Annotated in this window: 23 protein-coding genes; 7 read left to right on the top strand and 16 right to left on the bottom strand. The window is 71.6% G+C overall.

Annotated features, from left to right (window positions below):
* Window positions 1-40: 40 nt before the first annotated feature.
* Entirely contained in the window at window positions 41-781 is a 741-nt protein-coding gene (locus KJK29_RS31455; protein WP_215124527.1) for an FAD:protein FMN transferase, read from the top strand.
* A gap of 166 nt (window positions 782-947) precedes the next feature.
* Here the strand turns inward: KJK29_RS31455 and KJK29_RS31450 are convergent, their stop codons facing one another.
* The 5 genes from KJK29_RS31450 to argC are packed head-to-tail and all read right to left on the bottom strand — an operon-like array spanning window position 948 to window position 5,787.
* Complete coding sequence (locus KJK29_RS31450) at window positions 948-1,490, bottom strand: arginine repressor (RefSeq protein WP_215122552.1); 543 nt, start codon at window positions 1,488-1,490, stop codon at window positions 948-950.
* A 7-nt stretch (window positions 1,491-1,497) separates the two neighbouring features.
* Window positions 1,498-2,694: an acetylornithine transaminase gene (locus KJK29_RS31445; RefSeq protein ID WP_215122551.1), complete on the bottom strand. Its 1,197-nt coding sequence runs from the start codon at window positions 2,692-2,694 to the stop codon at window positions 1,498-1,500.
* Window positions 2,691-3,614 (bottom strand): acetylglutamate kinase, encoded by a 924-nt coding sequence (gene argB / locus KJK29_RS31440; protein WP_215122550.1) that lies wholly within the window; start codon window positions 3,612-3,614, stop codon window positions 2,691-2,693. Before argB ends, KJK29_RS31445 begins: the two co-directional genes overlap by 4 nt.
* A complete protein-coding gene (gene argJ / locus KJK29_RS31435) occupies window positions 3,611-4,762 on the bottom strand; it encodes a bifunctional glutamate N-acetyltransferase/amino-acid acetyltransferase ArgJ (RefSeq protein WP_215122549.1) in 1,152 nt (383 codons plus the stop codon). The genes argB and argJ overlap by 4 nt, the downstream gene beginning before the upstream one ends.
* Window positions 4,759-5,787, bottom strand: a complete 1,029-nt coding sequence (gene argC, locus KJK29_RS31430) for an N-acetyl-gamma-glutamyl-phosphate reductase (protein WP_215122548.1) — start codon at window positions 5,785-5,787, stop codon at window positions 4,759-4,761. Before argC ends, argJ begins: the two co-directional genes overlap by 4 nt.
* Before the next feature lie 169 nt (window positions 5,788-5,956).
* On the opposite strand from argC, the gene KJK29_RS31425 reads away from it, so the two are divergent.
* On the top strand, window positions 5,957-6,640 hold the full coding sequence (locus KJK29_RS31425) for a DUF6215 domain-containing protein (RefSeq protein WP_215122547.1): 684 nt from the start codon (window positions 5,957-5,959) through the stop codon (window positions 6,638-6,640).
* A gap of 82 nt (window positions 6,641-6,722) precedes the next feature.
* Here the strand turns inward: KJK29_RS31425 and KJK29_RS31420 are convergent, their stop codons facing one another.
* On the bottom strand, window positions 6,723-9,206 hold the full coding sequence (locus KJK29_RS31420) for an alpha-L-arabinofuranosidase C-terminal domain-containing protein (RefSeq protein ID WP_215122546.1): 2,484 nt from the start codon (window positions 9,204-9,206) through the stop codon (window positions 6,723-6,725).
* Between the two features lie 137 nt (window positions 9,207-9,343).
* On the opposite strand from KJK29_RS31420, the gene KJK29_RS31415 reads away from it, so the two are divergent.
* Entirely contained in the window at window positions 9,344-9,784 is a 441-nt protein-coding gene (locus KJK29_RS31415; protein ID WP_215122545.1) for a DUF6314 family protein, read from the top strand.
* Here KJK29_RS31415 and KJK29_RS31410 read toward each other — a convergent pair.
* From KJK29_RS31410 to KJK29_RS31400, 3 genes are all read right to left on the bottom strand, one after another.
* On the bottom strand, window positions 9,766-10,359 hold the full coding sequence (locus tag KJK29_RS31410; protein WP_215122544.1) for a histidine phosphatase family protein: 594 nt from the start codon (window positions 10,357-10,359) through the stop codon (window positions 9,766-9,768). The genes KJK29_RS31415 and KJK29_RS31410 overlap by 19 nt on opposite strands.
* A gap of 73 nt (window positions 10,360-10,432) precedes the next feature.
* Complete coding sequence (locus KJK29_RS31405) at window positions 10,433-10,873, bottom strand: GNAT family N-acetyltransferase (RefSeq protein WP_215122543.1); 441 nt, start codon at window positions 10,871-10,873, stop codon at window positions 10,433-10,435.
* A gap of 39 nt (window positions 10,874-10,912) precedes the next feature.
* Window positions 10,913-12,349 carry an aminotransferase-like domain-containing protein gene (locus KJK29_RS31400; protein ID WP_215122542.1) on the bottom strand — a complete coding sequence of 479 codons (1,437 nt, stop codon included), beginning with the start codon at window positions 12,347-12,349 and terminating at the stop codon, window positions 10,913-10,915.
* Between KJK29_RS31400 and KJK29_RS31395 the strand changes: the two genes are divergently transcribed.
* Both KJK29_RS31395 and KJK29_RS31390 read left to right on the top strand, forming a co-directional pair.
* Window positions 12,348-13,265, top strand: a complete 918-nt coding sequence (locus tag KJK29_RS31395) for a DMT family transporter (RefSeq protein ID WP_215122541.1) — start codon at window positions 12,348-12,350, stop codon at window positions 13,263-13,265. The genes KJK29_RS31400 and KJK29_RS31395 overlap by 2 nt on opposite strands.
* A gap of 93 nt (window positions 13,266-13,358) precedes the next feature.
* The gene (locus KJK29_RS31390; RefSeq protein ID WP_010045242.1) at window positions 13,359-13,559 is read left to right on the top strand and encodes a DUF1918 domain-containing protein; all 201 of its coding nucleotides are present in this window, start codon (window positions 13,359-13,361) and stop codon (window positions 13,557-13,559) included.
* Between the two features lie 57 nt (window positions 13,560-13,616).
* Here KJK29_RS31390 and KJK29_RS31385 read toward each other — a convergent pair whose 3' ends face one another.
* Window positions 13,617-14,846 (bottom strand): glycoside hydrolase family 10 protein, encoded by a 1,230-nt coding sequence (locus KJK29_RS31385; protein ID WP_215122540.1) that lies wholly within the window; start codon window positions 14,844-14,846, stop codon window positions 13,617-13,619.
* 180 nt (window positions 14,847-15,026) lie between these two features.
* On the opposite strand from KJK29_RS31385, the gene KJK29_RS31380 reads away from it, so the two are divergent.
* Window positions 15,027-15,902, top strand: coding sequence for a 3-hydroxybutyryl-CoA dehydrogenase (locus KJK29_RS31380; protein WP_215122539.1), 876 nt, complete (start codon window positions 15,027-15,029; stop codon window positions 15,900-15,902).
* Between the two features lie 22 nt (window positions 15,903-15,924).
* Here KJK29_RS31380 and KJK29_RS31375 read toward each other — a convergent pair whose 3' ends face one another.
* Window positions 15,925-16,155, bottom strand: coding sequence for a hypothetical protein (locus KJK29_RS31375; RefSeq protein ID WP_215122538.1), 231 nt, complete (start codon window positions 16,153-16,155; stop codon window positions 15,925-15,927).
* Window positions 16,156-16,373: 218 nt separating this feature from the next.
* On the opposite strand from KJK29_RS31375, the gene KJK29_RS31370 reads away from it, so the two are divergent.
* The gene (locus KJK29_RS31370; RefSeq protein ID WP_215122537.1) at window positions 16,374-16,631 is read left to right on the top strand and encodes a hypothetical protein; all 258 of its coding nucleotides are present in this window, start codon (window positions 16,374-16,376) and stop codon (window positions 16,629-16,631) included.
* 11 nt (window positions 16,632-16,642) lie between these two features.
* On the opposite strand, the gene KJK29_RS31365 is transcribed toward KJK29_RS31370, so the two are convergent.
* The 5 genes from KJK29_RS31365 to pheS all read right to left on the bottom strand — a co-directional run bounded on the left by KJK29_RS31365 (window position 16,643) and on the right by pheS (window position 23,609).
* Window positions 16,643-17,188: an NUDIX hydrolase gene (locus KJK29_RS31365; protein ID WP_189726532.1), complete on the bottom strand. Its 546-nt coding sequence runs from the start codon at window positions 17,186-17,188 to the stop codon at window positions 16,643-16,645.
* 107 nt (window positions 17,189-17,295) lie between these two features.
* Window positions 17,296-18,636 carry a transcriptional regulator gene (locus KJK29_RS31360; protein ID WP_215122536.1) on the bottom strand — a complete coding sequence of 447 codons (1,341 nt, stop codon included), beginning with the start codon at window positions 18,634-18,636 and terminating at the stop codon, window positions 17,296-17,298.
* 271 nt (window positions 18,637-18,907) lie between these two features.
* On the bottom strand, window positions 18,908-19,843 hold the full coding sequence (locus KJK29_RS31355; protein ID WP_215122535.1) for a PP2C family protein-serine/threonine phosphatase: 936 nt from the start codon (window positions 19,841-19,843) through the stop codon (window positions 18,908-18,910).
* A 131-nt stretch (window positions 19,844-19,974) separates the two neighbouring features.
* Complete coding sequence (gene pheT, locus KJK29_RS31350; protein ID WP_215122534.1) at window positions 19,975-22,488, bottom strand: phenylalanine--tRNA ligase subunit beta; 2,514 nt, start codon at window positions 22,486-22,488, stop codon at window positions 19,975-19,977.
* Entirely contained in the window at window positions 22,488-23,609 is a 1,122-nt protein-coding gene (gene pheS, locus KJK29_RS31345) for a phenylalanine--tRNA ligase subunit alpha (protein ID WP_215122533.1), read from the bottom strand. The genes pheT and pheS overlap by 1 nt, the downstream gene beginning before the upstream one ends.
* Window positions 23,610-23,670 lie beyond the last annotated feature (61 nt).

Raw genomic sequence — 23,670 nt, 5'->3', positions numbered from 1 at the left:
CGCACAGGCTCCCGCCGCGGCACGTCATGTGGAAGAGACGATGGGGACCGTCTTCTCCCTCGACGTCCGCGGCGGGGAACCGGCCGCCGTGCGCGCGGCCCTGGACGAGGCCGTCGCCGGACTGCACCGCGTCGACGAGGTGTTCAGCACCTACCGCGAGGACAGCCAGATCGCCCGGCTGCAACGCGGTGAACTGACCGTCGCGGAGTGCGATCCCGAGGTCGCCGAGGTCCTGGAGCTGGCCGCCGAGGCGGAACGGCTGAGCGACGGCTGGTTCAGCACCACGTACCAGGGCCGGCTCGACCCGACCGGCATCGTCAAGGGCTGGGCGGTCGAGCGGGCCGCCCGGCGGTTGTCGGCGGTGCCGGGCGTGTGCGGGGTGAGCGTCAACGGCGGCGGCGATGTGCAGCTTCTCGGGGCGCCGGGGGCGCAGCGGCCGTGGCGAGTGGGGGTGTCGGACCCGTTGCGGCCGGGGGGTCTCGCGGCGGTCATCTCGGCCGCCGGGGTGGACGAGTTGTCCGTGGCGACGTCCGGTACGGCGGAACGGGGCGCGCACATCCTCGACCCGCGCACGGGGCACTCGGCCGTGACCGACCTGGTCGCCGTGACGGTGGTGGGCCCTCGACTCACCTGGGCCGACTGCTGGGCCACTGCGGCGTTCGCGATGGGGTCGCGGGAGGGGTTGGCGTGGCTGGAGTCCCTGCCGGACGTCGAGGCCTTGCTGATCACGGCTGGTGACGAGGTGCGCTGTACTGGGGGGTTGGCGGCGCGGCTGGGGTGACGTCGGGCTGAGGTCGGGTGTGTCGCTCACCCGCGCTGGCGGGGTGCCGCTGCGCCCACCCGTGCCGCCCCTAGCGGCACGCATGCCCGCAGCTAAGGCTGGCCTTTCTTAGGGGCGCGGGGAACTGCGCGACCAGCCACAGCCCACCCGCACACAACCACGGCGCTCAATGCCCGTTCTGCGCCAACCTCAGCAAATGCTCCGCCAGCGCCTGCCCCCCATCCGGCTCCCGACTGATCAGCATCAACGTGTCGTCCCCGGCGATCGTCCCCAGAATGTCGTGCAGCTCCGCCTGATCGATCGCCGACGCCAGAAACTGCGCCGCCCCCGGAGGGGTCCGCACAACCACGAGATTCGCCGAAGCCTCCGCGGAGATGAGCAGTTCCTGCGACAACCGCCGCATCCGCTCCTCCTTCGCCGAGCCGCCCAACGGCGCCCGGGGCGTACGGAAACCGCCCTCGCTGGGCACCGCGTAGATCAGGTCGCCGTCGGTGTTGCGGATCTTCACCGCGTTCAGCTCGTCCAGGTCCCGGCTGAGCGTCGCCTGCGTGACGCTCAGCCCGTCGTCGGCGAGCAGCTTCGCGAGCTGGCTCTGCGACCGCACCGGCTGCCGGTTGAGGATGTCCACGATCCGGCGGTGGCGTGCGGTGCGGGTCTGCGGCACGGCGGGCCCGTTCGCCCCCTGCTCGTGGTCCTGCGCCTGGCTCATCGTCGTCTCATTCTCCGGATCGTCCGTCCCCGCGCACTGCCTGGAGGATGCCGGGCAGCGCCCCGAGGAAGGCGTCCACCTCGTCGTCGCCGAGGTTCAGCGGCGGCATCAGCCTGACGACGTCCGGGGCGGGCACGTTCACCAGGAATCCGGCCTCCTGAGCCGCCTGGCGCACCTGCGCCGCGAGAGGCTCGGTGAGCACGATACCCAGGAGTAGGCCCGCGCCCCGGACAAAATCGATCAACTCGTGGCCGAGGCCTTCGATCCCGTCCCGCAATGTCGCGCTCTGCCGCTTGACGTTCTCCAGCAACCCCTCGTTCTCGATGGTGTCGAGGACGGCGAGCCCGGCCGCGCAGGCGACGGGGTTGCCGCCGAACGTCGTGCCGTGGTGCCCGGGCTGGAGCAGCCCCGCGGCCCGTCCGAAGGCGACGGTCGCGCCCAGCGGCAGCCCGCCGCCGAGCTGCTTGGCGAGGGTGACGATGTCGGGCAGGACACCCTCGTGGGCCTGGTACTCGAACCAGTGCCCGGTCCGGCCGACGCCGGTCTGCACCTCGTCGAGGACGAGGAGCGCCCCGGTCGAGGCGGTGATGGCGCGGGCGGCCTTGAGGTAGCCGGCGGGCGGGACGACGACGCCGAGCTCGCCCTGGATCGGCTCGATGATGACGAGCGCGGTCTCCTCGGTGACCGCGGCGGCCAGTGCCTGCGCGTCGCCGAAGGGGACGTGGGTGACATCGCCGGGCAGCGGCAGGAACGGTTCGCGCTTGCCGGGCTGGCCGGTCATCGCCAGGGCGCCCATGGTCCGTCCGTGGAAGGCGCCCTCGGTGGCCACCACATGGGTCCGCCCGGTCAGCCGGCCGATCTTGAAGGCGGCCTCGTTGGCCTCGGCGCCGGAGTTGCAGAAGAAGACCCTGCCGTCCCGGCCGAAGAGCCGGAGCAGCCGCTCGGCGAGGGCGACGGTGGGTTCGGCCATGAAGAAGTTGGAGACGTGGCCGAGGGAGCCGATCTGCCGGCTCACGGCCTCGACGATCGCCGGGTGGGCGTGGCCGAGGGCATTGGTCGCGATGCCGCCGACGAAGTCGAGGTAGGAGTTGCCCTCGGTGTCCCACACGCGGCTGCCCTCGCCGCGCGTCAGGGGCAGCAGCGGGGTGCCGTAGTTGTTCATGAGGGCGCCCTGCCACCGCGTGGTCAGTTCCTCATTGCTCATGACTCCCCCTGTTCGCCCGGTCCCTCGGGCGTCTCGTCGGGCACGACCATCGTGCCGATGCCCTCGTCGGTGAAGATCTCCAGCAGGATCGAGTGCTGGACCCGGCCGTCGATGACGCGGGCGGTGGTGACGCCGCCCCGTACGGCGTGCAGACAGCCCTCCATCTTCGGCACCATGCCGGAGGACAGGTCGGGCAGCAGCCGCTCCAGTTCGGAGGCGGTGAGGCGGCTGATCACCTCGTCGCTGTTCGGCCAGTCCTCGTAGAGTCCCTCGACGTCCGTGAGGACCATGAGGGTTTCGGCGCCCAGTGCAGCAGCGAGTGCCGCAGCCGCCGTATCAGCATTGACGTTGTAGACATGTCCATCGTCCTGGGAGCGGGCGATCGAGGAGACGACCGGGATCCGGCCGTCGGCGAGCAGGGCCTCGATGGCGCCCGTGTCGATCGCGGTGATCTCGCCGACCCGGCCGATGTCGACGAGTTCGCCGTCGATCTCGGGCTGGTGCTTGGTGGCGGAGATGGTGTGGGCGTCCTCGCCGGTGAGGCCGACGGCCAGCGGGCCGTGCTCGTTGAGCAGCCCGACCAGCTCCCGCTGGACCTGACCGGCCAGCACCATGCGGACGACGTCCATGGCGTCCTCGGTGGTGACCCTCAGGCCCGCCTTGAACTCGCTGACGATGCCGTGCTGGTCGAGGGCGGCGCTGATCTGCGGGCCGCCGCCGTGCACGACGACGGGCTTGAGTCCGGCGTGGTGCAGGAACACCACGTCCTGGGCGAAGGCGGCCTTCAGGTCCTCGTCGACCATGGCGTTGCCGCCGAACTTGATGACGACGGTCTTGCCGTTGTGCCGGACCAGCCACGGCAGCGCCTCGATGAGGATCTGCGCCTTGGGCAGGGCGGTGTGCTTACGCGTGACGCTCATGAGGAGTAGGCGCTGTTCTCGTGGACGTAGTCGGCGGTGAGGTCGTTGGTCCAGATGGTGGCGGTCTCGGAGCCCGCGGCCAGGTCGGCGACGATGTGGACCTCGCGGTAGCGCATGTCGACCTTGTCGCGGTCCTCGCCGACGCCGCCGTTCTTGCACACCCAGACGCCGTTGATGGCCACGTTGAGCCGGTCCGGCTCGAAGGCGGCGGACGTCGTGCCGATCGCGGAGAGCACGCGGCCCCAGTTGGGGTCCTCGCCGTGGATGGCGCACTTGAGGAGGTTGTTGCGGGCGATGGAGCGGCCCACCTCGACGGCGTCGTCCTCGGTCGCGGCGTTGATGACCTCGACCTTGATGTCCTTGCTGGCTCCCTCGGCGTCCCGGATGAGCTGCTGGCCGAGGTCGTCGCAGACCTGCCGTACGGCCTCGGCGAACTCCTCGTACCCGGGGGTCACGCCGGCGGAGCCGGAGGCGAGCAGCAGCACGGTGTCGTTGGTGGACATGCAGCCGTCGGAGTCGACCCGGTCGAAGGTCGTCCGGGTGGCCGCGCGCAGGGCCTTGTCCAGGACCTCGTCGTCCAGGTCCGCGTCGGTGGTGAGGACGACGAGCATGGTGGCGAGGCCGGGGGCGAGCATGCCCGCGCCCTTGGCCATGCCGCCGACGGTCCAGCCGTCCCTGGTCACGACGGACGTCTTGTGGACGGTGTCGGTGGTCTTGATGGCGATCGCGGCCTTCTCACCGCCGTGCTCGGAGAGCTGGGATGCCGCTGTCTCGACGCCCGGGAGCAGCTTGTCCATCGGCAGGAGGAGGCCGATGAGTCCGGTCGAGCAGACGGCGACCTCGATGGCGCCCCGGCCGAGCACCTCGGCCACCTTCTCGGCCGTGGCGTGCGCGTCCTGGAAGCCCTTCGGACCCGTACAGGCGTTGGCGCCACCGGAGTTGAGGACGACGGTGGACACCTGGCCGCTCTTCAGCACCTGCTCGGACCACAGGACCGGCGCGGCCTTCACACGGTTGGAGGTGAAGACGCCGGCGGCGGCGCGGCGAGGGCCGGTGTTGACCACGAGGGCCAGGTCGGGGTTGCCGTTCTCCTTGATCCCGGCGGCGATCCCGGCCGCCGTGAACCCCTGTGCTGCCGTCACACTCACGGCGCGACTCCGATCGTCGTCAGTCCCGTGGCCTCGTCGAGACCGAGGGCGATGTTCATGCTCTGGACGGCACCGCCCGCGGTGCCCTTGGTGAGATTGTCGATGGCGCTGATCACGATGATCCGTCCGGCGGCCGCGTCGTACGCGACCTGCACCTGAACGGCGTTGGAACCGTAGACGGACGCCGTGGCGGGCCACTGCCCCTCGGGGAGCAGATACACGAAGGGCTCGTCGGCGTAGGCCTTCTCGTAGGCGGCGCGCACGGACTCGGCCGTGACGCCCTCCCGCGCGGCGGCGCTGCAGGTGGCGAGGATGCCGCGCGGCATCGGCGCCAGGGTGGGCGTGAAGGACACGGTGACCGGCTCACCGGCGGCCGCGCTGAGGTTCTGGGTGATCTCGGGCGTGTGCCGGTGCCCGCCGCCGACGCCGTACGGGGTCATCGACCCCATGACCTCGCTGCCCAGCAGATGCGGCTTGGGCGCCTTGCCCGCGCCGGACGTGCCGGAGGCGGCGACGATCACGGCCTCGTTCCCGGCGAGCCCGGCGGCGTAGGCCGGGAAGAGGGCCAGGGAGACGGCGGTCGGGTAGCAACCGGGCACCGCGATGCGCTTGGACCCCTCCAGCACAGTGCGGGCACCCGGCAGTTCGGGAAGGCCGTAGGGCCAGGTTCCGGCGTGCGGCGAGCCGTAGAACTTCTCCCAGGCGGCGGCGTCCGTCAGCCGGAAGTCCGCGCCCATGTCGACCACCAGCACGTCCGGGCCCAGTTGCTCGGCGACGGCGGCGGACTGCCCGTGCGGCAGAGCGAGGAAGACGACGTCGTGACCGGCGAGGACCTCGGGGGTGGTCTCCTGGAGCACTCGCCCCGCCAGGGGCAGCAGGTGCGGTTGGAGCGCACCGAGTTTCTGCCCCGCGTTGGAGTTGCCGGTGAGGGCGCCGATCTCCACCTCGGGGTGGGCCAGCAGCAGACGCAGCAGTTCCCCGCCCGCGTATCCACTCGCTCCGGCCACTGCCGCACGTACCGCCATGGAACCTCCTCCTTAGAGGGCATGACTATACGTTTCTCTGCACGTTTATGCAATCCCCGAGGTGGCCAGCGGGCCCTGTCCGGCGGTCCCGGAAACCCGCTTTGTCGGGACCATGACCACAGGTTAAGGTCCCTCGGCACTTATCGGGGGATCTTGGCGGGTGGGGGACATGACCGAAGAAGGCGGCACGCACATCAGCGGCGCCAGAGCATGGGGGCAGGCGCTCGCGGCGGTGCTGGTGACGGGGGCGCTCGGCGCCGGTCTGTGGGCGCAGAACGAGATGGCCGGGGCCACCGGGACCGCCGAGCCTCGACCCGCCACCTGTTCCGACGGGGAGACCGAGCCGCCGAAGGGCAGGAACCTCTCCGGAGCCGAGCTGTGCGAGGCGCTGAACCGTTCCGACCTCGGGGCTCTGCTGGGCACCCCCGCCGAGACCGCGAAGACCGCGAGCGGCAGCGACAGCTCCTTCGGGAAGATCGCCACGCCCTCGGCGCAGGTCGAGTTCGAGACCTACACGGTGACGCTGGCGGCGACCTACGACGGCCGTCCGGTGGCCGGGTCCGCGGCGTCGCTCGGGGAGGAGGCGCGGCAGCGGACGATGCTGGGGCGTCCGGCGGTCCTCTACTCGGACCGCACCATCAGCATCCGCTTCCGCCTCGACGGGAGTGACAGCGAGAGCGGCCCCGGTGTCCCGGCGCGGGCGCTCACCGTGGCCCGGGACGCGAAGGACGGCGGCGGTTCCCTGGATGTGACGCTGTGGCGCGCGGACGGGACGGTGCCGGACGACGCGGTGCTGCTGCGGGTCGCCGAGAAGGTGCTGCCGACCGTCCGGGGATGGGCCCCCGCCGAATGACCGGGCCGGCAGGTGGCCGGCCCGGCAGGTGAGGGCCGGGCGTGGGCCGCTGCCCGGGGACAGCGGCCCACGCCGACGGGTGCTACCTCTGCTTGATCCTCAGGAACGTGACGGAGTCCGCCGGGAAGGTGTACGTGAACTTCCCGGAGACACCCCTGGCGGTGGATGTCACGGGCGTCACCGGTGTGTCCGTCTCGGTGTTCACCGCGTCCGGCTCGGCGGCCAGGGTGGTGACGCGGGCGGTGGAGGCGACCTTCGCCCCGCCCAGGTCGACGGCCGTACGGGCCTCGGCGGACTGGGCGTTGACGACCTTGACGATCAGGTCACCGGTCTTGGCGTCCTTGGTGACGACCTGGCGGAACGGCTCGGCCGGCTTGTCGTCGGTGAAGCTGCCCCACTCCTTGCCGTCGAGGAACAGGGTGACCTGGCGGCCGCGCACCTTGATGTCGATGTCGTAGGCACGGCCGGTCTCGATCGAGCCCGCCTTCGTCATCAGCGTGCCCTTGCCGCCGTCCACGGCCTGCTCGATCGCGGACTGGGTGTTGTTCCAGCCGCCCAGGTTCCACCAGTAGTAGTTGCCGGTGTCCTTGACGCCGAAGGCGACCAGGAAGCCCTCCTTGCCGGACTTCTTGGTGGCCTTCACATGCAGGTCGTAGTCCTTCCAGGCCGGATCGCCCGCCGTGACCATGGTGTTCTCGGTCGCGGCGTCGGTCTGGACGTAACTCCCGTCCTGGATGCTCCAGCTGCCGCGGCCGCTGCCCGTCCACTTCGAGGCGTCGCCCGAGAAGTCGTCGCTCAGCAGGGTGGAGCCGTCCGCCGAGGTGACCTTCACGTCGTCGTACGCGGCGCTGGTGGCCCAGGTGGACAGGCCGACGGCGCCGGTGATGGGGCCGCTGACGTCGGGTGTGGTGGTGGCCTTCGACGGGACCACGCGGTCGCCGACGTTGGTCATGAACAGCTTCTGGACCTCGTAGTTGGCCGAGTTCCAGGAGGCCCGGTTGTTGAACCAGATCATGTCGGGCCGCCACTGGACGTAGTCCTCGTTGGCGAGCAGCGGGGCGTACGACGCGAGCTTGACGATGTCCGCGTTGCGCTCCAGGCCGGTCATGTACGCGGCTTCGGAGAGGCCGTTCTTCCAGGCGTTGCCCTGGGAGGCGTACTCGCCGAGGAAGACCTTGGGGCCCTTGCGGTCGTAGGAGTCGTAGCGGTCGTTGTTCTGCAGGAACCAGTTGGGGCTGTTGTAGTAGTGCTCGTCGACCATGTCGACCTTGCCCTCGCGGTTGAGCTGCCAGGCGGTGTCGAAGGTCGTGCCGGCGTCGTCCGGGCCCGAGTTGGAGATGACGGTGATGTCCGGGTACTTGGCCGCGATGGCGGCCCGGAACTGCTGGAAGCGGGCGAAGAACTCCTTGGGGAGGTTCTCCTCGTTGCCGACCCCGATGTGGGTGAGGTGGAAGGGCTTGGGGTGGCCCATCTTGGCGCGCGCCTTGCCCCATGTGGAGGTCGCCGGTCCGTTGGCGAACTCGATGAGGTCGAGGGTGTCCTGGATGTGCCGCTTGAGCAGGGCGTCGTCGTCGGTGGCCTTGTTCTGTCCGCAGCCCGTGACCAGGGCCGGGACGACGGGCAGCGGCATGGCGCCGATGTCCTCGGAGAGACGGAAGTACTCGTAGTAGCCGAGGCCGTAGCTCTGGTTGTAGCCCCAGAAGTTGGAGTTGGTGGCGCGCTCCTCGACCGGGCCGATGGTGTCCTTCCACTGGTAGCTGCGCTTGCGCTGCCAGTTCGAGGCCTCGCTGTAGTCCTCCATGGAGCCGGTGTTGACCAGGCAGCCGCCGGGGAAGCGCACGAAGCCCGGCTTGAGGGCGGCGATCTTCTCGGCGAGGTCCTTGCGCAGGCCGTTCGGCTGGTTCTTGTACGTCTCGCGCGGGAACAGCGACGCCTCGTCGAGCGCGGCGGCGTTCGTCGAGGCCACGGCGAGGCGGCCCCGGTTGCTGGTGCGGGTCGCGGTGAAGGTCGCCTTGTACTTGGCCCAGCCGCCCTTCACGGCGACCTGGCGTGCGGTGGCCAGCGTGCCCGCGGTGTCCTTCAGCGAGACGGTGAGCGTGCTGCCGCTCTCGGCCCGGGCCCACACCGAGAAGTCGTACCGCTTGCCCTGGTCGACCCGGATGCCGGTGTTGTAGCCGGCGTTCGTGACGGACGAACCGGCGCCCAGGGAGAGGTAGTTGCGGTTGCGCGCGTTGAGGCGGCCCGAGTCGTTCACGACCTCGGCCGTGCCGCCGACCGCCCAGGAGGTCAGGGGCGTGTAGGAGCCGTTGTCGGCGGTGGAGTACTCGAAGGACCGGTTCTGCACGAGCTCGGCGTACAGACCGCCGTCGGCGGCCCGGTTGATGTCCTCGAAGAAGACGCCGTACATCGTGTCGTCGATCGCCGCGCCCTGGGCGGAGGGGTCGACGGTGATCGCGTAGTCGGTGACGTCCTCGGCGTGCGCGGGGGCCGGTACGAGGGCTGCTGCCGTCAGGAGGGCGGTGGTCGTGAGACCGACTCTCCATCGGGTGCGGGCGGTGCTTGGCATGGATACTCCGCGGCTCTCTGGTAGAGGAGTGTTCGAAATATCAGACATTGATCAGCACTTCGAACGGCAAGATAGGGAGGGGGCTGTGGCGCGTCAATGGGTCGCGCAGCAACGGTTGGGACGGAGAGCGGGACGGAATGGGCGAGTTCTGGCCAGTGCCGGACGCAGTGGCGTATCTGGCCGGACGCTGGGGCGTGACGCGGTCGGTGCGGGATCTCGCGAGCGGCGCGGAAGGGGAGTTCGCCGGAACCACCGAGTTCCGCGCGGAGGCGGCCGGCGGCCTGCTGCACCACGAGTCCGGCACCTTCGTCTGGCAGGGCGTCGCCCGGCCCGCCGAGCGGATGCTGCGGTTCCTGCCGGGCCCGGACGGCACCGCGGACGTGCGGTTCGCCGACGGACGGCCGTTCCACGACCTGGATCTGACGTCCGGGCGGTATGTCGCCGACCACCCCTGCTCGGCGGACCTCTACCGCGGCGAGTTCACGGTCCTGGACGCGGACCACTGGCGGACGGTGTGGCGGGTGCGCGGCCCGGCCAAGGACCTGGTCTTGCGCACCGACTACGCGCGCGAGGGCTGAGCGGACGCCCCGTCGAAGCGCAGGTGCCAGCGCCCGCCCCGGCCCGTCACGGCGGTCGTCGACAGCGGGCGGACGTCGATGTTCCAGTACGTCGAGGGCGGCGCCTTCAGGGCGTAGACCAGGGCGGCACGGATCACGGACGGCTCGGCCACCGCCACGACACGGCAGCCGTCGTCGACGGGCCGGGTGTCGAGCCAGCCGCCGACCCGGGTGATGAAGTCCATCAGCGACTCACCGCCGTGCGGTGTGGCACGCGGGTCGGCGAGCCAGGCGTCCACGGCCTCCGGCTCCCGGGCCATCGCCTCGCCCAGGGTCAGCCCGCGCCAGCGGCCCATGTCGCAGTCCCGCAGGGCGAGCTGCACCAGCGGCGCGTACCCGAGCCCCTCCCCCGTCGCACGGCTGCGCGGGGTCGGCGAGCAGTAGCGCAGCTCGGCCGCGGCCAGCGGCAGCAGGCCCTGGGCGGCGTGCTCCACCTCTCCCCAGCCGGCCTGGTCCAGCGGCCGGTCGTCCTCGAATCTCTCGGCGAGCAGCGAGGAGCTGCGTGCTGCGGCGACGAATGTGACCCGAAGTGGCATGCGGCGATCGTGGGTGCCGCAAGTGCGCAGGTCAAGAGGTGTTACCTGGGAGTTACCCAGGGTGCCCCGGCCCTCACTGGCCGAAGAGGAGCGCCATCCAGTGCTCGGGGTGCTCCAACTCCGCGAACCCCAGCTTCTCGTAGACGCCGTGCGCGTCGTGCGTGGCGAGCAGGACCCGACGCACCCCGAACCGCCGCACCTCGTCCCGTACGGCCGTCAGGAACGCGGTGCCCATGCCCTTGCCGCGCATCGAGGGGTCCACGTACACATCGCACAGCCATGCGAAGGTGGCCCGGTCCGTGATGACCCGGGCGTAGGCGACCTGCTCCCCCGAGACCGTCTCGTACACGCCGAAGTTGAGCGAGCCCTCGATCGCCCGGTCCTGCTTCTCGCGGGTCCGGCCCAGCGCCCAGTACGCGTCGGTGGACAGCCAGTGGTGGACGCGCTCGGCGTCGAGGCGGGCGGGGTCGGTGGAGATCTCGTAGCCCTCGGGCAGGCTCGGCGTGTCGGTCATGACGGGATGCTCGCAGGCCACCGCGCACGCGTCGAACCCTTATCCCAGCACCTCGTCGCAGGCCGTACGCAGCCGCCGTACGCCCTCCGCGAGCTCCCCGGTCCCCGCGACCGCCGCGAAGCTCAGCCGGACGTGCGCGGCCGGCGGCTCGGCGCTGAAGTAGGGGCGGCCGGGGGTGATCGCGACGCCCGCGCGCAGGGCCGCGGCGGTCAGGGCGGACTCCTCCACTCCGTCGGGCAGCCGCGGCCACAGGTGGTAGCCGCCGGACGGGACGTGCGGCAGGGCGAGTTCCGGCAGGTGCAGTGCGAGCGCGGTGGTCATCGCGTCCCGGCGGGCCTTCAACTCGGCGGAGACGGACCGCAGATGACGCGGCCAGGCGGGCGAGCCGACGAGTTCCAGCGCGGCCTCCTGAAGGGGCCGGGGCACGAAGAAGGTGTCGACGACCTGGATGGCGCGCAGCCGCTCCAGGACCGGACCGCGCGCGGCCAGGGCGCTGACCCGGAAGCTCGGCGAGGTCGCCTTGGTCAGCGAGCAGACATGGACGACGACGCCGTCGGGGTCGTCTGCGGCCAGCGGGCGCGGCAGCGGCCCGGCGTCCTCGTGCACGAGCCGCCGGACGAAGTCGTCCTCGACGACGAACGCGCCCGCCTCCCGGGCGATGCGCAGCACCTCGTGGCGCCGCCCGGGCGCGAGCGAGGCGCCGGTGGGGTTCTGGAAGAGGGGCTGGCAGACGAAGACCGGGGCGCCGCTGGCCCGGAAGGCGTCGGCGAGCAGCGCCGGCCTCACACCGTCGGCGTCCACCGGGACGGGCACCGGGCGCAGGCCCGCGGCCCGGGCGATGGCGAGCATGCCGGGGTAGGTCGGCGACTCGACCAGCACGGGGGCGCCGGGCGGGGCGAGGGCGCGCAGGGCGGTGGTGAGCGCGGACTGTCCGCCCGCGGTGATCAGCACCTCGGCGGCGGTGAGGGACCCGCCGATGCCGCGCGCGAACCACTCGCGCAGCTCGGGCAGCCCTTCCATGGGCGGGCGCCCCCAGGCACCGGGACGCCGTCCGGCGCGCGAGAGGGCGGCGGCCATCGCCCGCTCCGGCTGCAGCGACGGGTGCAGATAGCCGCCGGTGAACTCGATCACGCCCGGCGGCGGGGTGGCCAGCGTCGCCAGCACCCCGGAGGCGTCCACCGAGCGCGGGACGAGGTCGGGGGCGCCGTCCGCGCTGAGCGCGACCTCCTGCCAGGAGGTGTCCCCGGCGGGCGCCGGTGCCGTCCGGGCCTCGGCGCGGAACGCGCCCGCGCCGGGCCGGGTGACCACCAGCCCCTCGGCGGCGAGCTGCGCCAAGGCCCGGGACACGGTCACGGGGCTCACCCGGAACCGCTCGACGAGGGCCCGGCTCGACGGCAGCTTTCCACCGGGAGAGTAGCGGTTGAGCTCCCTCCGGAGCTGTTCCGACAGTTCAGCGACGCTGCTACGCTCTTGCATGAGAGTACAGAGTAGCGCTACTACCGCACCCCGGATAGCAGTCGCCGCGGACCGGGACCGCTCCGGCCTCGGCACCCTCCAGGCCGCCCTCGGCGTCATCGCCTTCTCCCTCACGTTCCCCGCCACCGCCTGGGGTCTTGAGGGCTTCGGGCCCTGGTCGCTGGTCGCCGTCCGGAGTGTCCTGGCCGCGGTGATCGCGGGCGGCTGTCTGCTGGCCCTGCGGGTGCCGCTGCCCGACCGACGGCACTGGCCGGGTCTCGCGGTCGTCGGGGGCGGGGTGGTGCTCGGCTTCCCGCTGCTGACCACGCTGGCGCTGCAGACCTCGACCACCGCGCACGCCGCCGTCGTGGTCGGCCTGCTCCCCCTCACCACCGCCCTCTGCTCCGCCCTGCGCGTCGGCACCCGGCCCTCGCGCACCTTCTGGACGGCGGCCCTCGTGGGAGCTGCGGCGGTGCTGGCCTTCACCGTGCAGCAGAGCGGCGGCGCCCTGAGCACGGCCGACCTGTACCTCTTCGGCGCGCTGCTGGTGTGCGCGGCCGGCTACACCGAGGGCGGCCGGCTGGCCCGGGTCATGCCGGGCTGGCACGTCATCGGCTGGGCGCTGGTGCTGTGCCTGCCCCTGACCGTGCCCGTCGCCGCGCTCGCCCTGGCGCAGGAACCCGTGCACCTGACCGCGCACAGCGTCATCGGGCTGCTGTGGGTCGCGGTCGGCTCGCAGTTCGTCGGCCTGGTCGTCTGGTACCGGGGCATGGCGGCCATCGGCATCCCGAAGGCGAGCCAGTTGCAGCTCGCCCAGCCCCTGCTCACACTGGTGTGGTCGGTGCTGCTGCTGGGCGAGCACCTGCCGGTGGCCGCCCCGCTGACGGCAGCGGCGGTGCTGGTCTGCATCGCCGTCACACAGCGGGCGCGCGGCTGAACGGGGCGCGCCCGGCACCCTGCCGAGCAGCGCCCCCAGCCGTAGACTCGAAGGCCACGGACCGCTGCTCCGCACCTCGTGAGGAGGCCCCAGATGCGCGCAACCGTGGGCGACCAGCTTGTCCAGCACGGCAGGGTGGTCGGTCAGCACGACAAGGTCGGCGAGATCGTCGAAGTGCTAGGCCAGGAGGGCAATCCCCCGTACCGCGTCCGGTTCGAGGACGGGCACGAGGGAGTGTGCTCACCGGGACCCGACACCGAGATCCGGCACCGGGAGACCACCACCGGGCCGTGACGCGGCCCGTGGGCGGCCCCTACTCGTAGTGGTCGCCCCTACTCGTAGTGGTCGCCCCTACTCGTAGTGGTCGGAGACCACTTTCGCCATCGCCCCGATCCGATCGGTCGCCACGTCCTTGGCGGCGAAGAAGACGTGTCCGCGCACCTGTGCGTAGTCCTCGGCCAGCGCCAGGTGCCGGGACAGCTCGGCCGGGTTCTGCCAGGCCGCGGGCTGCGCCGGGTCACCGGCCTTGTACAGCGCCTCCCCCACGTAGAGCTGCGTCGAGGTGCCGCGCGCGACCTCCGCCCACCAGGGCACCAGCTTCGCGTAGTCGGCGGCGGCGAAGCCGATGTTCCAGTAGAGCTGCGGGACGATGTAGTCGATCCAGCTCTCGCGCACCCACTTGCGGGTGTCCGCGTGCAGATCGTCGTAGGTCTGCACGCCGGCGCGGGTGTCCGAGCCGCGCTTGTCCGTGGCGGCGTTGCGCCACACGCCGAAGGGGCTGATGCCGAAGCGGGCGCTCGGCCTGACCTTCTTGATGCGGGCCGCCGTCTCCCGCACCAGCTTGTTGATGTTGTCCCGCCGCCACGCCGCCCGGCTCGGGAAGCCGCCGCCGTACTCGGCGTAGGCCGCGTCGTCGTCGAAGCGCTGGCCGGCCACCGGGTACGGGTAGAAGTAGTCGTCGAAGTGGACGCCGTCCACGGGGTACTTCCGCACCGCGTCGAGCATCGCGTCCTGCACGAAGGCCCGGACCTCGGGCAGCCCCGGGTTGTAGTAGAGCTTCCCGCCGTACGTCACCACCCAGTCCGGGTTCCGGCGCGCGGGGTGCGAGGCGGCGAGCCGGGACGGGTCGGCGTGCGTGGCGACCCGGTACGGGTTGAACCAGGCGTGCAGCTGCAGACCCCGGGCGTGGGCCTCCTCGACGGCCGTGCCCAGCGGGTCCCAGCCCGGGTCCTTGCCCTGGGTGCCGGTGAGGTACTGCGACCACGGCTCGTACGGCGAGGGCCACAGTGCGTCCGCCGTCGGCCTGACCTGGAAGAACACCGTGTTGAGCCGCCTACGGACCGCCATGTCGAGGTGCCCCCGCAGCTCGGCGCGCTGCTTCGAGGCGCTCAGCCCCGGCTTGGACGGCCAGTCGCGGTTGGCCACGGTCGCCAGCCATACGCCCCGCATGGCGGCAGCCGCCCTGTCACCTCCCTTGCCGTCCCACTCCACGTCCCCCTTGGGCGCGGCCGACGCCGGAGGCACCATCGTGAAAGCCGACAGCGCCGCCACCGCGAACGCCCTGCGTGACACTCGTCCCATCCGCATGCCCCAAAATGCCGCGGATCCGCCCGGTCGCGGATCGCTCCGGGCCCAGAATGCCCGACTCTGAGCCGACCCCCGCGATCGATCATCGATACTTGGGAGTAACGTGCTCGAACGGAGCAGGCACCCGACCACGGAGCACCTGCCCGGACGTGGATCAGCAGCGAAAGGGACGATGTGACGGACACCCCAGCGGGAGACATTGCACGCGTCGGAGTCGTGGGCTGCGGTCAGATGGGCGCGGGGATCGCCGAGGTGTGCGCCCGGGTCGGTCTGGACGTCATGGTCGCCGAGACCACCGGCGAGGCCCTGGAGATCGGCCGGACCCGGCTGTACAACTCCCTGGCCAAGGCAGCGGAGCGCGGCAAGATCACCGAGGAGGAGCGCGAGGCCACGCTGGACCGGCTGAGCTTCACCACGGACCTCGGCGAGTTCGCCGACCGCGACCTGGTGATCGAGGCCGTCGTCGAGAACGAGCACGTCAAGACCGAGATCTTCCAGGTCCTCGACCAGGTCGTGACCCGGCCGGACGCCATCCTGGCCTCCAACACCTCCTCCATCCCGCTGGTGAAGCTGGCGGTGGCGACCTCCCGGCCCGACCGGGTCATCGGCATCCACTTCTTCAACCCGGCCCCGGTGCAGAAGCTCGTCGAGCTGATCCCGGCGCTCACCACGTCCGAGGACACCATCGGCCGGGCCGAGCAGTTCACCGAGAAGCTCCTGGGCAAGCACGCGATCCGCGCCCAGGACCGCTCCGGCTTCGTGGTCAACGCGCTGCTGATCCCGTACCTGCTCTCCGCGATCCGCATGTTCGAGACGGGCATCGCGAGCCGCGAGGACATCGACAACGGCATGGAGATGGGCTGCGCCCACCCGATGGGCCCGCTGAAGCTCTCCGACCTCATCGGCCTCGACACGGTCGCGTCGGTGGCCCAGTCGATGTACGACGAGTACAAGGAGCCCCTTTACGCCGCTCCCCCGCTGCTCCAGCGCATGGTCGACGCGGGCCGCCTGGGCCGCAAGTCGGGCTCGGGCTTCTACACCTACGACTGACCGGCCGGCCGACGCCGCCACCTCAACGCCGCCGCTCCTCCGGCCACGGCCGGACCCGGCGGCGTCCCCATTCCGCGGCCTGCTCGTTGAGGCGGCGGCGCAGCCAGCCCATCCAGAGGGCGAGCGGAGTGGCCGCGAGAGCGAGCAGTAGCGCCGTGCCCCACCCCTGGCCGCCGCCGGAGAACCGGATCACCACGGCCAGCAGCGCGTAGAGCGCCAGCGCATACGCCGCGGTCTTCTGCCACTTCGTCATACGCCCCGGATACCCCCCGAGGCCGATTACGGACGGTCAGATTTCGGCCAAGTCGCGGGCCCGGCACCGGAATGGGTGCCGGGCCCGCGGTATTCACACACCGTGTGCGCGCCGGGCTCGCATATGCCCCTCGCACACTCTCCCCAGGCGCCCACCAGGCGAGTTGACTCCAGATGCGTTGCAAGGGATGTGAAACGACTACGGAAAGGAGCGGACTCGTGGCCGCCGATCCCGAGCATCCCGTCGTATCCGGAGAACTCGCAGAGTTACGGCGCCGCCTCGACGTGGCCTATGCCCGCGTCGAGGGCGGGCTGGCTCTGCTCAGCCACCGCACCGAGGAGACCGCCAAGGAGATCGACGAGCTCAACACCCGGATCCACACGCTCGAACACACGCGCTGGCCGCTGCCCGCGGTCGCCGCCCTCACCGCCGTGGGTGCCCTCGTCCTGGCGATCTGGCAGGCACTGGGACGCTGAGGCCCGCCGGCCTAGGGCAACGCGTCCTGTCCGAGCCTGAGATGGTGCAGCAGAAGTAACGCGGCCGCCATGTTGGCGGCCGGGACCTCGCCGCGGGCGACCATGTCGGGGACGAGCTTGAGGGGAACCCATTCCCGGCGGTCCGACTCGAAGTCGTCCACGGGGTGCCCGACGTACTCGCCCTCGTCGGCCCAGTACACATGGTGCCGGGCGTCGGTGAGCCCGTTGGACGGCTCCACGCTCATGAGATGGTGCAGCGGTCCCGGCCGCCAGCCGGTCTCCTCCTCCAGTTCCCTGGCGGCCGCGCGGGCGATGTCCTCGCCGTCCTCGACGACGCCCGCCGCGAGTTCCCACCCCCAGCTGTCCGTGATGAAGCGGTGCCGCCAGAGCAGCAGCACCTCGTTGGCCTCGTTCACCACCGTGGCCACCGCCACCGGCCGCAGCCGTATGAGGAAGTGGTCGAGGTGCCGGCCGTCCGGTAGTTCGACATCCGCGAGATTGACGCTGAACCAGCGATTTGAGTACACAGTTTGTTCGTTGTGTTTCGTCCACTGCACGGTTCTGCCACCTTCCGTCGAGTAAGTGGCAATATCGCAGCAGGGACGTACGGACAGCAGGCGCACAGGACGTCGCTCGGTATGACGCGGACGCCGCTGCCCCGGATCTACAACGGTACGCGCAGCGCCCCGTCGATGAGTTCGGCGGCCTCGGCCGTGCCCGCGCCACCGCTGCGCACCAGATGCTCACGCACCGCGCGCAGCCGGTCCCGGAGCCGCTGGGACTCCATGCCGCGGGCCTGCTCGGCCATCTGCACGGCGATCACCACCGCCTTGTCGGCATTGCCCTGCCGCAGTTCGATGGTGCTCAGCATCGCCAGCCGGTGCACCCGGCCGCGGTCGTGCGCCGGGTTGTCGACGGCGGCGGCGGCATGCTCCCCGGCGGCCGCGAGCTCCCCGAGACTGAGCAGCGCCTCCGCCACCTGGACATTGACGAGCCCCGGCTGGACATAGCCCGTCTCGTCGGGCTCGTACCCGCGCCGGATCCGCTCGGCGGACTGCTCGGCCCGCCGGATGCAGGACAGCGCGCTGGTGCCGTCGCCGAGATGCGCGTACGCCTTGGCCTGCATCGCGTACAGGTCGGAGGAGAGCGCCGGGGTGATCTGCTTGCCGGCGGCCCGCAGCGCGGCCTCCGCGAAGGCGACGGACTGCCGGTACTCCCGCATGAACAGCGACTGGTTGACGAGCAGGGCGATCACATACGCCCCGAGCCCCCGGTCCCCGCTGGCCTTCGCGAGGCGCAGCGCCTGGTGGAAGTAGCGCTGCGCGAGGCCGTGGGCGTCGGAGTCGTAGGCACAGATCCCGGCGACGGCCACCAAGCCGCCCGTCGCACGGTGCAGTTGACGCCCCGTCTCGTCGGTGTAGCTGCCGCGCAGCAGCGGGGCGGCCTCGGCGTTGAGGAAGCCGACGATGCGGGCCCGGGTCGCGATGCCCCCGGCCTTGCGGTACATCTGCTCGTAGTGGGTCCGGGCCGAGCGCAGCATCTCCAGGTCGCCCGCGGTGACACGGTGTCTGCCGCCGCGGGAGACGTCGACGTCCTCGGGCGGGTTCTCCCACTCCCACACCGGCATCACGGCGGGCGTACCGGTGAGCGCGGGCGCGCCCAGGATGTGCGGGCGCTGCTGCTGGTCGGAGCGCCACAAGGCGGTGGCCCGCTCGACGAACCCGGACAGCGAGCCGGTGTGCGGGGCGGCCGGCTCGCCGGGCAGGCCGAGACCGATGTCGTCGAGGGTGACGTGCCGTCCGAGCCGGGCGGCGAGCACCTCGCAGATCAGGTCGGGCACCTGGCCCCTGGGGCGCTGCCCCTTCAACCACCGGGCGACGGCGGTGTGTTCGTACCTCAGGGACAGGCCCCGTGCCCGTCCCGCCTGGTTGACGTGTGCGGCCAGCCCCGCGTGCGAGACCCCGGCTTCGTCCAGGATCGCGTCGAGCAGAGTGTTGGGCTGCATGTGGGCCCCCCGGTGGCTCGGTGCGGCCAGATTAGTGGTTCCGTCTTCACACGGGGTGTGAACGGAGTGCTCGAATCCGCGCTGTGCGCGCGCTGTCGCGCAGAGTCGCCGGCCGGTTGACTGAAATGCCTCGCAAGAGGCCGGCCGGGCCGCCGGCTCCCCCTCGTACAGTGCGGCGGCCCGCTTCCGCCGTCCGCCCGGCCGCCTGCCCGACACTCCGTGGCGGGGCGGACGGCATCGCCGGCCGGCCGGGCGAGTCATCGCCGGTGGGTCAGAGGTGCGTTGTCGGCTGCGGGTGCGTGGTGGTGGTTCGCGCAGGTCCCCGCACCCCTGGGGGCATGAACCCCTCGTTCCTCAGGACCAGCAGGGCGATGTCGTCGGCCGGGGTGCCCTGGGAGTGGTCGACCAGCGCGCTCTGGACACCGCGCAGTACCGCCTGGGGTGCGAGCGGCTCCTCCCGTGCGACGCTCGCCAGCACGAACGGCAGGGGGAAGAACCGGCCATGGGCGTCCCTCGCGTCCTGAGCACCGTCCGTGTAGAGGAACAGCGCGTCCCCGGGCGGGAGATGACCGAGAGCGACGGTCGCCGGAACGGCCGGCAGGGGAAAGACGCCGAGGGGCGGGTACGGGTCGGCGGGGGCGAGCTGTTCGACGCGGGTACCGCTCAGCCGGTACGGCCACGGGTGCCCGCAGTTCAGCGCGACCATCTCGCCGCCGGCGCGGATCTCCACCAGGAGCAGGGTCACGAACTCCTCGGCGACGCTTCCCGGATGCTCCTGGCGCAGATGGCGGTCCAGGGCGCGTTCCAGCCGGCGCAGCACCCCGCCGAGGTCCGCCTCGTCGTACGCGGCGTCGCGGAAGCAGCCGAGCACGGCGGCGACGGTCCCGAACGCGCCGATGCCGTGCCCGCGTACGTCGCCCATCACGGCCCGGACGCCGTGCTCGGTGGCGAGGACCTCGTACAGGTCACCGCCGATCGCGGCGCCATGCTCCGCCGACACCTGGGCGGCGGCGACGTCGAGCCCGCCGATACGCGGGGGCAGCGGCCGCAGCACCGCGTTCTGCGCGGCGGCCGCGACCCGGCGCAGTTGCCGCAGCTCACGCATCAGCGTCCGCCGCGCGCGAAGGATCACCCCGGTACCGACCGCGAAGAGGAGCACTGCACCGGGCAGACCGAGGCTGCGCACCCGACCCTTGAAGCGGATCATGCCGATGGCCCCCCAATTAGGCCCTGACACACAGAATCGGACCGGCCCAAGTGGGCCGGTCCGATTCTGTCGACAGGGAGCCGGAAAGGGCAGGATTACCTGCCTTTACCACCCGGATGGGTGATCCGGAGCTAGCTCCGCAACTCGGCTCCCACCTGCTCACCGGCAAGCGCCACGGCCGCGTCCCGGGCCGCCGACGCCTCGTCCACCGTCAGCGTCCGGTCGGCCGCCCGGAACCGCAGCGCGTACGCGAGGGACTTCCGCCCCTCACCCAACTGCTCGGGGTTCTCGTACACATCGAACAGCCGGATCGACTCCAGCAGCTCCCCGGCACCGGCGCGCAGGGCCTCCTCGACCTCCGCCGCCGGAACCACCGCGTCGACCACCAGGGCGACATCCTGCGTGGCCACGGGGAACGCGGAGATCCGGGGTGCCGTCAGCGCGGCGTCGCCGGCCTTCTCCACCGCGTCCAGGTCGATCTCCATCGCGCAGGTACGCGCGGGCAGTCCCAGCGCCTTGACGACGCGCGGGTGCAACTCCCCCGCGTGACCGACGACCCGCTCGGCACCGTCCACGGTGATCGCCAGCTCGGCGCACCGGCCCGGGTGCCACGGCCCGTACTGGCCCTTGCGGATGATCAGCTCGGCGCCCGCCTCGCGGGCGACGGTCCGCGCGGACTCGACGGCGTCGGCCCAGTCGGCCGGACGGCCCTTGCCCCACCAGCCGGCCTGCTCGCGGGCACCGGCGAGGACGACGGCGGCGTGCCGCGGCTGCACGGGCAGCGCGGCGTTCAGCTCGGCGATCTCCTCGTCGGTCGGCCGGCGGTCGACGGGCAGCCGGACGGCGACGGGCTGCTCCTCGCGCGGCTGGAAGACCAGGCCGGTCTCGAACAGCGCGAGGTCGTGCGAGCCCCGGCCGTCGTTGCGCCGCAGGGCACCCAGCAGCCCCGGCAGCAGCGAGGTGCGCAGCGCGGGCTCCTCGTCGCTCAGCGGGTTGCTGAGCCTCACGACACGGCGGGCCGGGTCGTCGGATTCCAGGCCGAGCCGGTCGAAGACCTGCTCGCTGATGAACGGGTAGTTCGGCGCCTCGACGTACCCGGCCCCGGCCAGGGCCCGGCCGACGCGGCGGTGCAGCCGCTGCCGGTGGGTCAGGCCACGGCCGGCCGGCGGCCTGGGCAGCGTGGAGGGCAGGTTCTCGTAGCCCTCCAGCCGGATGACCTCTTCGGCCAGGTCGTTCGGGGCGGTGAGGTCGGGCCGCCAGGACGGCACGGTGACGATCAGCTCGTCCTGGCCGTACACGTCGCAGCCGACCTGCTGGAGGCGGCGCACGACGGTCTCGCGGCCGTACACGACGCCCGCGACCTTGTCCGGGTGGTCGGCCGGGACGGTGATGGTGTGCGGCGCGGTCGGGGCTTGGACCTCGGTGACACCGGCCTCGGCGGTGCCGCCCGCGAGCAGGACCAGCAGGTCGACGGTGCGCTGCGCGGCAGCGGCCGCGGCCTGCGGGTCGACGCCCCGCTCGAAGCGCCGGGACGCCTCGGAGGACAGCCTGTGGCGGCGGGCCGTACGCGCGATGGACACCGAGTCGAAGTGCGCGGCCTCGATGACGACGTCGGCCGTGGCGTTCTCCACGTCGTCGTGGTCGGCGATCTCCGTGTTGGCGCCGCCCATGACACCCGCGAGCCCGATCGGGCCGCGGTCGTCGGTGATCACCAGGTCCTCGGCGCCCAGCGTGCGCTCGACACCGTCGAGGGTGGTGAGCTTCTCGCCCTGCTCGGCGCGGCGCACGCCGATGGTGCCCTGGACCAGACCGCGGTCGTAGGCGTGCAGCGGCTGGCCGAGCTCCATCATCACGTAGTTGGTGACGTCGACGGCGAGCGAGATCGGGCGCATGCCGACCTTCTGCAGCCGGCGCCGCAGCCAGATCGGGGACCGGGCCTCGGCGCTCAGACCGGCCACCGTGCGGGCCGTGAAGCGGTCGCAGCCGGTGGGGTCCGAGACCTGGACCGGGTAGCCGTACGCGTTCGGGCCGGGCACGTCGAGCAGGGCCGGGTCGCGCAGCGGCAGACCGTAGGCGATGGCGGCCTCGCGGGCGACGCCGCGGATGGACAGGCAGTCGCCGCGGTTGGCGGTGACGGCGATGTCCAGGACCTCGTCGACCAGCTCCAGCAGCTCGACGGCGTCCTTGCCGACCTCGGTCTCCGGCGGCAGCACGATGATGCCCTTGGTGCCGTCGTCGCCCATGCTCAGCTCGTCGCTGGAGCAGATCATGCCGCGCGACATCTTGCCGTAGGTCTTGCGCTCGGCGATCTGGAAGTCACCGGGCAGGACAGCGCCGGGCAGCGCGACGACGACCTTGTCGCCGACGGCGAAGTTGCGGGCGCCGCAGACGATCTCCTGGAGTTCGCCGGTTCCGTTGGCCTGGCCGACGTCGACGGTGCAGAAGCGGATCGGCTTCTTGAACTCCGTCAGCTCCTCGATGGTCGCCACCCGGCCCACGGCCAGGGGACCCTTGAGGTCGGCGCCGAGCTGCTCGACGGTCTCGACCTCCAGACCGGCCGAAATCAGCTTGGCCTGCACGTCACGACCGGTCTCCGTCTCCGGCAGGTCGACGTACTCCCGCAGCCAAGAAAGCGGGACCCGCATCAGATCTCCATCCCGAACGGCCGGGTGAACCGGACGTCACCCTCGACCATGTCTCGCATGTCTTCGACGTTGTGGCGGAACATCAGCATCCGTTCGATGCCGAACCCGAAGGCGAAGCCGCTGTACTTCTCCGGGTCGACACCGCAGGCCCGCAGCACGCGCGGGTTGACCATGCCGCAGCCGCCCAGCTCGATCCAGCCCTCGGACGAGCAGGTGCGGCAGGACCGGTCGGGGTTGCCGACGGAGGCGCCGCGGCACACGTAGCAGACCATGTCCATCTCGGCGGACGGCTCGGTGAAGGGGAAGAAGTTCGGCCGCAGCCGGGTCTTCATGCCCTCGCCGAACAGCGACTGGACCATGTGGTCCAGGGTGCCCTTGAGGTCGGCCATGGTGAGGCCCTCGTCGATCGCGAGCAGTTCGACCTGGCGGAAGACGGGCGTGTGCGTGGCGTCCAGCTCGTCGGTGCGGTAGACGACACCGGGACAGATCACATAGACCGGCAGCTCGCGGTCGAGCAGGGAGCGGATCTGTACGGGCGAGGTGTGGGTGCGCAGCACGACACCGGACTCGGTGCCGCCCTTGGCGCCCTTGACGAAGAAGGTGTCCTGCTCGCCGCGGGCCGGGTGGTCCGGGCCGATGTTCAGGGCGTCGAAGTTGAACCACTCGGCCTCGACCTCGGGGCCCTCGGCGACCTCGTAGCCCATGGCCACGAAGATGTCCTCGATGCGCTCCGACAGCGTGGTGAGCGGGTGCCGGGCGCCGGCCGGTACCCGGTCGTGGGGCAGCGTGACGTCCACGGCCTCCTCGACGAGCACGCGGGTGTCCCGCTCGGCCTCGAGTTCGGCCTGGCGGGCGGCGAGGCCCTTGTTCACGGCGCCGCGTGCCTGGCCGACGCGCTTGCCGGCCTCCGCCTTGGCGTGCGGGGGCAGGGCGCCGATCTCGCGGTTGGCGAGGGCCAGCGGGGAGGTGCCGCCGGTGTGGGCGACCTTGGCCTCCTGGAGTGCGTCGAGGGAGTCCGCGGCGGCGAAGGCGGCGAGCGCCTCGTCCCGCATGCGCTCGATCTCTTCCGGTTTCAGTGTCTCGACCTCGACCGGGTCGTACGACTTATTGGGTGCCGACATCTCTTCCCGTGCTTCCGATTGGCTAACTGAAGGTCCCCGTCACCGACTCCGAGACTCCGCG

It is taken from the genome of Streptomyces koelreuteriae, from assembly GCF_018604545.1.
Lineage (GTDB): Bacteria > Actinomycetota > Actinomycetes > Streptomycetales > Streptomycetaceae > Streptomyces > Streptomyces koelreuteriae.
Note: the sequence above shows the minus strand (reverse complement) of the source record. Positions and strands in the feature narration are given on the sequence as shown.

Coding starts and splice junctions, on each gene's coding strand:
- KJK29_RS31455 (WP_215124527.1), top strand. CDS start 41: ATGGGGACCGTCTTCTCCCTCGACGTCCGCGGCGGGGAACCGGCCGCC.
- KJK29_RS31450 (WP_215122552.1), bottom strand. CDS start 1,490: ATGAGCCAGGCGCAGGACCACGAGCAGGGGGCGAACGGGCCCGCCGTG.
- KJK29_RS31445 (WP_215122551.1), bottom strand. CDS start 2,694: ATGAGCAATGAGGAACTGACCACGCGGTGGCAGGGCGCCCTCATGAAC.
- argB (WP_215122550.1), bottom strand. CDS start 3,614: ATGAGCGTCACGCGTAAGCACACCGCCCTGCCCAAGGCGCAGATCCTC.
- argC (WP_215122548.1), bottom strand. CDS start 5,787: ATGGCGGTACGTGCGGCAGTGGCCGGAGCGAGTGGATACGCGGGCGGG.
- KJK29_RS31425 (WP_215122547.1), top strand. CDS start 5,957: ATGACCGAAGAAGGCGGCACGCACATCAGCGGCGCCAGAGCATGGGGG.
- KJK29_RS31420 (WP_215122546.1), bottom strand. CDS start 9,206: ATGCCAAGCACCGCCCGCACCCGATGGAGAGTCGGTCTCACGACCACC.
- KJK29_RS31415 (WP_215122545.1), top strand. CDS start 9,344: ATGGGCGAGTTCTGGCCAGTGCCGGACGCAGTGGCGTATCTGGCCGGA.
- KJK29_RS31410 (WP_215122544.1), bottom strand. CDS start 10,359: ATGCCACTTCGGGTCACATTCGTCGCCGCAGCACGCAGCTCCTCGCTG.
- KJK29_RS31405 (WP_215122543.1), bottom strand. CDS start 10,873: ATGACCGACACGCCGAGCCTGCCCGAGGGCTACGAGATCTCCACCGAC.
- KJK29_RS31395 (WP_215122541.1), top strand. CDS start 12,348: ATGAGAGTACAGAGTAGCGCTACTACCGCACCCCGGATAGCAGTCGCC.
- KJK29_RS31400 (WP_215122542.1), bottom strand. CDS start 12,349: ATGCAAGAGCGTAGCAGCGTCGCTGAACTGTCGGAACAGCTCCGGAGG.
- KJK29_RS31390 (WP_010045242.1), top strand. CDS start 13,359: ATGCGCGCAACCGTGGGCGACCAGCTTGTCCAGCACGGCAGGGTGGTC.
- KJK29_RS31385 (WP_215122540.1), bottom strand. CDS start 14,846: ATGGGACGAGTGTCACGCAGGGCGTTCGCGGTGGCGGCGCTGTCGGCT.
- KJK29_RS31375 (WP_215122538.1), bottom strand. CDS start 16,155: ATGACGAAGTGGCAGAAGACCGCGGCGTATGCGCTGGCGCTCTACGCG.
- KJK29_RS31360 (WP_215122536.1), bottom strand. CDS start 18,636: ATGCAGCCCAACACTCTGCTCGACGCGATCCTGGACGAAGCCGGGGTC.
- KJK29_RS31355 (WP_215122535.1), bottom strand. CDS start 19,843: ATGATCCGCTTCAAGGGTCGGGTGCGCAGCCTCGGTCTGCCCGGTGCA.
- pheT (WP_215122534.1), bottom strand. CDS start 22,488: ATGCGGGTCCCGCTTTCTTGGCTGCGGGAGTACGTCGACCTGCCGGAG.
- pheS (WP_215122533.1), bottom strand. CDS start 23,609: ATGTCGGCACCCAATAAGTCGTACGACCCGGTCGAGGTCGAGACACTG.